Genomic DNA, 6,120 nt, shown 5'->3' on the forward strand with positions numbered 1-6,120 from the left:
GCCGGTGCCCACGAGCACGCCGTCGGACCCGACCCTGACGGCGCCAGGCGCCAGGTACATCCGCACCATGGTGGGCACCACAGGGCCGATCTTGAACCGTGCGGTCTCGTGCGTGCTCCAGGCGCCGGGAGCCGGCGTGAGTCCGCGGATCCTCCGGTCGATCACGTGGCCCGGCAGGCGCCAGTCGATCTCCGCGTCGGCCGAGGTGAGCTGCGGTGCCATGCAGACGCCTTCGACCGACTGAGGAACGGGCTGGGCGCTGCCGTCGGCGATCGCGTCGAGCGTGCCGACGAGCAGCGGCGCCGCTGAGGTGGACAGCCGATCGAGCAGCGTTCCCGCGGTGTCGATCGGTCGGATCGACTCGGTCATCGAGCCGTACACGGGGCCGGTGTCCAGGCCTGCCTCGATGCGGAACGTGGACGCACCGGTGATCTCATCCCCGGCCATCAGAGCGTGCTGCACCGGTGCGGCACCGCGCCAGGCCGGCAGCAGCGAGAAGTGCAGATTCACCCACCCGTGCTCGAGCAACGACAGCGCCGGCTCACGCAGTAGCGCGCCGTAGGCCACCACGGCCGCCACGTCGGCCCCCAGTGACCGCAGCTCGCCGACGGTCTCGTCCGCATGCGGCTTGTTCGAGGTGATGACCGGCAGACCCGCTTCCAGCGCGCGCTCGTGCACGGGGCTCGGTGTCATCACCCGCTTGCGCCCGTGCGGTGCAGGCGGTCGAGTCAGCACTCCCACCACGTCGTGGTCGGACGAGAGCAACGCGTCCAACGCAGGGACAGCGACAGCGGGAGTCCCCGCAAACAACACACGCACAGCGAGCAAGTCTACGGAAGCACGCCGAGCGATCGGAGGTCGCGACGAAGACCCTCGACCCCCTCGAACAGGAGTGCGTGCAGACCGACCGAGGCTGCGCCGTCGACGTTGGCCTTCACATCATCGATGAAGACCGCCTGGTCCGGAACCAGGCCGAACCGCTCGATCAGCAGCTCGAAGATGGCCGGGTCGGGCTTGAGCATGCCCTCGCGGCCCGAGACGAGCAGGTCCTCGAGCATCCCGATCGCAGGAGCGGCCACCGGCGCATGATGCACCGTCTCCGCCGACCAGTTCGTCAGTCCGATCAGCCGCACGCCCCGCTCGACGAGCTCGGACACCAGCTCTTCCGTGCCCGGGATCGGCCCTGTGAGCGCGCCGGCGAAGTCGTTCCAGTAGGCGTCGAGCGTCGCCACGTGGTGCGGGGCGCGCTCGTGCAGTTCAGCGCGCGCGTCGGCGTAGGTGCGCCCCCCGTCGAGGCTGCGGTTCACCTGCTCGAACCTTGCCTCCTCAAGGAACGTCTCGATCTCGGCAGCCGAGAGTGTGCGCGACCATACGCGGCCGGGATCCCAACCGATGAGCACGTTGCCGAGATCGAAGACGACGGTGGTGATGGTGGGTGAGGTCACCACACCACCTCACCACATCTCACGCGGTCGGCGGCGACGTGGTCTCCCGCACCACCAGCGAGGTGGCGAGGTCGACGCGACGCAGCGGCGGCTCCTCGCCGCGAGCCAGTGCCACCAGCATCTGGGTCGCGGTGCGCGACATCGCGCGCAGCGGCTGCTCGATGGTGGTCAATCCCAGCCACTCGGTGAGCGGCACGTTGTCGTAGCCCACCACGGACAGGTCCTCGGGCACACGTCGCTTCAACTCTCGCGCCGCGCGCAGCACGCCCAGTGCCTGTACGTCCGAGCCGGCGAAGATGGCGGTCGGCGGATCAGGCTGGGTCAGCAAATCGCGGCCGTGCTCGTAGCCCATGTCGGCGTCGAAGTTGCCCCAGCGGACCAGGGACTCGTCGTAGGGCACGTTCGCCTCGGCGTGGGCGGAACGGTAACCATCCACACGCGCGCGCGAGCACAGCACGTCATCGGGACCGGAGATCATCCCGATCCGCCGGTGTCCGAGCCCGAGCAGATGCTGGGTCGCCGCCAGTCCACCGTTCCAGTTGTTGGACCCGACGGTCGGTACGTCCTTGGGCGGCTCGCCCTCGGTGTCGATCACCACGAACGGGATGGACCGTGACTCGAGCTGGTGACGTTGGGCCTCGCTGAGGCTGGACAGCACGAGCAGCACGCCGATGGGGCGCCGTGCGAGCACCGCATCGAGCCAGGCCTGCTCGGGCCGGTGCTTGCCTCCGAGCTCCGTGAGCACGACACCCACGCCGAGCTCGGCTGCCGCCGACTCCACGCCACGAATGATCTCCAGTCCCCACTCGTTCCCGAGCTCGTGGAAGCAGAGGTCGATCAACGGCGGACCCGTGCGTGTCGGACCGCGGGTGCGCCGGCGGTAGCTGTGGCGCGCGAGCACGGCCTCGACCCGCGTGCGCGTGGCCACCGAGACGTCGGGGCGGCCATTGAGGACCTTGGACACGGTCGGGACCGAGACTCCCGCCTCCTCCGCGATCAGGCCGATCGTCGCGCGCTGAGGCTCCACAGTCTTCCTCGCCATCCGACTTCTCCCCTTCGCCTCATGCGGACCGACTGTCGCAACTTTCGACGAAGGCTAGCAGCATCGCAGTCCGCGCCCGCCTTCGGGTCGGCTGCGGCGTCAGGGTTGACGGGATCGATTCATCCGACTACTTTGCCCAACTATCGGTCGCGCGATCGATAGTTGCGAAACGCGAGCACCTGGTGTGCTCTCAGACGAAGGAGTCCGATGGCGTCGACCACGCAGGATCTCGCCCACGCCATCGAGTGGCAGGACCCGCTGCGCTCCCCCGCAGACCGCGCCGCGATGCTGCTCGAGCAGATGACGCTTGAGGAGAAGGTCTCCCAGCTCGTGGGGCTGTGGGTGAACTCCAGCGCCGAGGGCGATGTCGCACCGCAACAGTCCGAGATGACTGGCGAGATCGACTGGAACACCGCGATTCGCGATGGTCTCGGTCAGCTCACCCGTCCGTTCGGGACCAGTCCGGTGGCCCCTGAGGTGGGTGCCCGAGCGCTCGCAGCGGCGCAGCGACAGATCGCCGATGCCAACCGCTTCGGTATCCCCGCACTCGTGCACGAGGAGTGTCTCGCCGGCTTCGCGGCCTGGCAGGCCACGTGCTACCCGGTCCCGCCCTCCTGGGGTGCGACCTTCGACCCGGAACTGGTCGAACGAATGGCGGCGCAGATCGGAGCGACGATGCGTGCCGCGGGGATCCATCAGGGCCTCGCACCGGTCCTCGACGTCACTCGCGACTACCGGTGGGGACGCGTCGAGGAGACGATCGGCGAGGACCCGTACCTGGTTGGCACCATCGGCACGGCGTACGTGAAGGGCCTCCAGAGCACCGGGGTGATTGCGACGCTCAAGCACTTCGCCGGCTACTCCGCCTCTCGCTCCGGCCGCAACCTCGCACCGGTGAGCATGGGCCCACGTGAGCTCGGCGACGTCATCCTGCCGCCCTTTGAGATGGCGGTACGTGAGGGCGACGTGCGCTCGGTGATGCACTCCTACTCGGAGATCGACGGCGTTCCGGCCGCGGGCAACGAGGCCCTGCTCACGGACCTGCTCCGTGGCGAGTGGGGTTTCGAGGGCGTGGTGGTCGCGGACTACTTCGGGGTCCGCTTCCTCGAGACCCAGCACCGGGTGGCCGCAACCACGGGCGAGGCGGCCGCGGTGGCGCTCCGAGCAGGCGTCGACGTCGAGCTCCCCACCGGTGACGCCTACGTAGGCCCTCTGCTCTCGGAGGTGCGTGCCGGGCGGGTGCCGGAGACGCTCGTGGATCGAGCTGCGTTGCGTGTCCTGACCCAGAAGGCCGAGCTCGGCCTGCTCGACGGCGACTGGTCGCCGGAGCCTGCCGGTCCCGTGGTGCTCGACGACCAGACCGGTGTTGCCCTCGCTCTCCGCCTCGCGCGCGAGGCGGTCGTGCTCGTCGAGAATCGCGACGGCGTTCTGCCCCTGGCATCCGACCGTTCGGTCGCGGTGGTCGGACCGTTGGCCGACGACCCGTACGCGATGCTCGGCTGCTACTCCTTCCCCGCCCACGTGGGTGTGCGCTTCGGCGCGGAGATCGGCGTGGAGATCCCCACGGTCCGCGAGGCGCTCGCCGGTCGCCGGGACGTGACCTATGCACGCGGCTGCGACGTCACCGACCCCGACACCTCCGGATTCGGCGACGCCGTGGCGGCGGCCGCGGGCGCCGACGTGTGCGTCGTCGCCGTGGGCGATCGTGCCGGTCTGTTCGGACGCGGAACCTCGGGCGAGGGGTGCGACGCCACGGACCTCCGGCTACCCGGGGTGCAGGCCGACCTGGTGGAGGCGCTGGTGGCGACCGGGACACCCGTGGTGGTCGTGCTGCTCACCGGCCGGCCCTACGCGCTCGGTGGATTGCTCGACAAGGTCGCAGGAGTGGTGCAGGCATTCTTCCCCGGCCAGCAAGGCGGCACGGCACTCGCCGAGATCCTGACCGGCGAGATCGCGCCGTCGGGAAGATTGCCGCTCTCCCTCCCCCGCGACCCCGGATCCCAGCCGTCGACCTACCTGAACCCACCGCTGGGACGTCGCTCCGCCGTCAGCAATATCGATCCGACACCGGCCTACCCGTTCGGGCACGGCCTCAGCTACACCTCCTTCGAGTGGAGCGACGCCGAGATCGTCGGCGGAGCGACGGAGTGGTCGGTCGACGACGCCGTGCAGGTGAGCGTGAGGGTGCGCAACACCGGCGATCGAGCTGCTGCCGAGGTGGTGCAGCTGTACCTGCACGACCGGGCCGCGCAGGTGACGCGCCCCGAGGTGCGCCTGATCGGCTTCGCTCGCGTTCCCCTGGATCCCGGAACCGCCGCCACCGTCACATTCGACGTGCCGGCCGATGTCACGGGGTTCACCGGTCGCCGCGGCCGACTCATCGTGGAACCCGGCGAGGTCGAGCTTCGACTCTCCCGCTCGAGCAGTCTCGCGGAGGCCGCGCTACCGCTCCGCCTCGTGGGTGAGGAACGCGAGCTCGGGGGCGATCGCCGGCTCAGCACCGACGTCCGCGTGGAGGGACCGTGAGCACCGACCTGACCCTCGACGCGTCCGGGCGCAACGCGACCGGCCTCGACACGGTCGCTCCCCCGATCAAGCCGCGCCGCCGCAAGCGTGGTAGCCGGCTGAGTTGGCGCGAGGCGCTGCGCAAGGACTGGCGGCTCTACACGTTCCTCATCCTGCCTGTGGTGTTCCTGGTCATCTTCAGGTACCTCCCGATGGCCGGCAACATCATCGCGTTCCGTCGGTTCCGGCCCGGTGGCTCGCTGTTCGGTGACTACTGGGTGGGCTTCTACTACTTCGAGATGTTCTGGAACGACCCGACGTTCTGGCGTGTCTTCACCAACACGCTGATCCTGGGTGCCCTGACGCTCGTGATCGTGTTCCCGCTCCCGATCGTTCTGGCGCTGCTGCTCAACGAGGTCCGTGCGCGGAAGTTCAAGCGTGCGGTCCAGACCATCACGTACCTGCCGCACTTCATGTCGATCGTCATCGTCGCCGGCATCGTGTTCCAACTGACGTCGCTCGACGGCACCATCAACCAGATCATCCGTGCCTTCGGCGGCGACGCGATCTCCTTCATGCAGCAGCCCCAGTGGTTCCGCAGCATCTACGTGGGATCGGAGATCTGGCAGACGGTCGGATGGGGCACGATCCTCTATCTCGCCGCGCTCACCACGATCGACGACCAGCTCTACGAGGCCTCTCGCATCGATGGCGCGAACCGTTGGCAGCAGACCTGGCACATCACCCTCCCGGGGATCCGGCCCACGATGATCGTGCTGCTGATCCTCAACATCGGGTCGTTCCTGGCGGTCGGGTTCGAGAAGATCCTGCTCCTGTACAACCCGCTCCTCTACCCGACGGCGGATGTCATCTCGACGTACCTGTATCGAGTCGGCATCGCTTCGGGCAGCTACTCGTACTCGACCGCGATAGGCCTGTTCGAGGCGATCATCGGCCTCGTCCTCGTCCTGTCCGCCAACGCGATCTCGCGCCGTGCCGTGGGGAGCTCACTGTGGTGACCACCGACCCGACCACGAAGGTCCCCGACATCGGCGCGGGCCGCCCCAAGAGGCGGGCCCTTAATGGAACCACCGGCTAACCGGTCTTAAGTAAAGTACAAACCACGTT

At 68.6% G+C, this 6,120-nt stretch carries 5 protein-coding genes; 2 read left to right on the forward strand and 3 right to left on the reverse strand.

All coding sequences use genetic code 11. The features are described 5' to 3' along the window. From ACOJSN_RS06100 to ACOJSN_RS06110, 3 genes are all read right to left on the reverse strand, one after another. On the reverse strand, positions 1-819 hold an 819-nt coding region (locus ACOJSN_RS06100), incomplete at its 3' end, for a methionyl-tRNA formyltransferase (protein WP_420111619.1). Between the two features lie 11 nt (positions 820-830). Next, the gene (locus ACOJSN_RS06105; RefSeq protein WP_420111620.1) at positions 831-1,445 is read right to left on the reverse strand and encodes an HAD family hydrolase; all 615 of its coding nucleotides are present in this window, start codon (positions 1,443-1,445) and stop codon (positions 831-833) included. Between the two features lie 19 nt (positions 1,446-1,464). Then, the gene (locus ACOJSN_RS06110; RefSeq protein WP_420111621.1) at positions 1,465-2,487 is read right to left on the reverse strand and encodes a LacI family DNA-binding transcriptional regulator; all 1,023 of its coding nucleotides are present in this window, start codon (positions 2,485-2,487) and stop codon (positions 1,465-1,467) included. A 207-nt stretch (positions 2,488-2,694) separates the two neighbouring features. Between ACOJSN_RS06110 and ACOJSN_RS06115 the strand changes: the two genes are divergently transcribed. Both ACOJSN_RS06115 and ACOJSN_RS06120 read left to right on the forward strand, forming a co-directional pair. Further along, positions 2,695-5,013 (forward strand): beta-glucosidase, encoded by a 2,319-nt coding sequence (locus ACOJSN_RS06115; protein ID WP_420111622.1) that lies wholly within the window; start codon positions 2,695-2,697, stop codon positions 5,011-5,013. A gap of 65 nt (positions 5,014-5,078) precedes the next feature. After that, positions 5,079-6,011, forward strand: a complete 933-nt coding sequence (locus tag ACOJSN_RS06120) for an ABC transporter permease (RefSeq protein WP_420111623.1) — start codon at positions 5,079-5,081, stop codon at positions 6,009-6,011. The last annotated feature ends 109 nt before the right edge of the window (positions 6,012-6,120 follow it).

Origin of the sequence: Pseudactinotalea sp. (assembly GCF_048594945.1) — a bacterium.
In the GTDB taxonomy this organism is placed as follows: domain Bacteria; phylum Actinomycetota; class Actinomycetes; order Actinomycetales; family Beutenbergiaceae; genus Pseudactinotalea.